The organism is Bradyrhizobium sp., from assembly GCF_030654605.1.
Classification (GTDB): domain Bacteria; phylum Pseudomonadota; class Alphaproteobacteria; order Rhizobiales; family Xanthobacteraceae; genus Bradyrhizobium.
The window spans coordinates 1-1,813 of record NZ_JAURXB010000039.1 but is presented as its reverse complement, the minus strand read 5'-3'; the positions used below and the strand labels follow the sequence as shown (position 1 = coordinate 1,813).

General features: G+C 67.5%; 2 protein-coding genes and 1 pseudogene. 1 reads left to right on the top strand and 2 read right to left on the bottom strand.

Annotation, left to right across the window (positions count from 1 at the left end):
• Positions 1-1,029 (top strand): DUF3095 domain-containing protein (locus Q7U29_RS03740; protein WP_304738587.1); only part of this gene is annotated, 1,029 nt, incomplete at its 5' end.
• A gap of 1 nt (position 1,030) precedes the next feature.
• Here Q7U29_RS03740 and Q7U29_RS03735 read toward each other — a convergent pair.
• Positions 1,031-1,477, bottom strand: a complete 447-nt coding sequence (locus Q7U29_RS03735) for a DUF2147 domain-containing protein (protein ID WP_304738584.1) — start codon at positions 1,475-1,477, stop codon at positions 1,031-1,033.
• A 76-nt stretch (positions 1,478-1,553) separates the two neighbouring features.
• Positions 1,554-1,813, bottom strand: a pseudogene (locus Q7U29_RS03730) (MATE family efflux transporter); the annotation flags it as partial.

Below are 1,813 nucleotides of genomic sequence, written 5' to 3'. Positions count from 1 at the left end.
GATATCGTGGAATCGACCAGGGCGATCGCGGAGGCGCGCTACAAGGCGGTCAACATGGCCGGCGCTTCGGTGATCGCGGCGGTGACGAACGCGCTGGAGGGCCGCGAGTTTCCGTTCGTGTTCGGCGGCGATGGCGCGAGTTTTGCGGTGTCGCCGGACGATGTCGAGCGCACCCGGGAAGCGTTGGCGGCGACCGCGATCTGGGTCGAGGAGAGCCTCAACCTGGTGATGCGGGTGGCGCTGGTGCCGGTGGCGGCGGTGCGGGCGCAGGGTCTTGATGTTCGGGTCGCGCGGTTCGGGCCGTCGGCCAATCTGTCCTATGCGATGTTCTCCGGCGGCGGTCTCGGCTGGGCGGAGACGGCGATGAAGCGTGGCGAGTTCGCGGTGCCGAAGGCCGCGCCCGGCACCCAGCCGGATCTCACCGGGCTGTCGTGCCGGTTCGAGGAAATTCCGTCCGTGCGCGGCCTTATCCTCTCGGTGCTGGTGGTGCCCGCGCGCGCCGCCGATCCGCAGGCTTTTCGCAAGGTGATCGAGGACATCATCGCGCTGGTCGAGCGCAGCCCGGATGCCGGACGGCCGGTGCCGCCGGATGGCCCGCCGCTGACATGGCCGCCGAGCGGCAACAAATACGAAGTCGCGACGATGCGCGGGTCGCTACTGAGGCGGCGCGCCTTCGTGCTGGCCAACACGCTGTTCGTCTATGTCATCATGCGCTTCGGCATCAGCGTCGGCGGCTTCGTGCCGAAGACCTATGTGCAGCAGGTGGTGGAGAATTCCGACTTCCGCAAATACGACGACGGCTTGCGCATGATCCTCGACTGCACGCCGGAGCTGGAAGGCGCGCTGACCAAGGTTCTGGCCGCGGCGGCCGCGGCGGGAATTGTGCGCTATGGCCTGCACCGGCAGGATGCCGCGATGATGACCTGCTTTGCGCCGTCGGTCACGCGCAGCGACCATGTGCATTTCATCGACGGCGCCCGCGGCGGCTATGCCTCGGCGGCGACGGCGCTGAAGGCGATGGCGGCGTAAATCACCGTCCGGCGCGGGTCCAGTTCTCGCCGCCGCAGAGCGCGCCCATGCAGCCCTCGACCTTGAGCGTATCCGGACCGGCCAGCGAGACATGGCTCACATAGGTGCTGCCGTCATCGGCGTTGTAGATCTGCCCGGACCATCGGTTCGGCGCTGATGGCTGCATGCCGCTGAACAGCGGAAGCCCGATCATCCGGCGCTTCTTCAGGGCCGGATTGGGATTCTTGTCGTCGACCTGGGGTTTGCCGGTGGCGGGATCGATCGGATCCCGCAGCCCGACGATGACCCCGCAAAGTCCGCCGCCGCATTTGCTGACGCGCACTCTGGCGTCGCCGGCCTGGGTCAGCCAGACGCCGGTCGCCTCACTGGCCTGCGCATGCGTGGGAGCGCCAAGCAACGCCGCCAGAATCGCCAGGTTCGCAACGATGGTGCCGAATCGGCAAGACATAGGCCTCTCCCTTGAAAGCGGGCCTGCATAGCAAAAAATCGAATTTGTGCAATGCGGAACTCACTTGCCCCAAAGCTCACTTGCCCCAACGCGTCAGCCAGACCGATGCGGCGACGCCGACGCCGAACAGCACCATGGCGGCGCCGACCAGCGCGAACAGCGCTGAGGCCGGGGCATCGATCGACACCAGCCACCAGCCGCCGAGCGCGACCAGCAGCAGGCGGCCGGTACCGGCCAGCACCGGACCGCCGACCTTCGCAGCCCCCTGCGACGCGAAATAGAGGCAGGTGCCCAGTCCGAAAAACGCGAATGCCGGGCCGGCCCAGGCGAAATAGG

Bases quoted from the DNA above. Each gene is read 5' to 3' on its own strand.
- Q7U29_RS03735 (WP_304738584.1), bottom strand. From the start codon at position 1,477: ATGTCTTGCCGATTCGGCACCATCGTTGCGAACCTGGCGATTCTGGCG.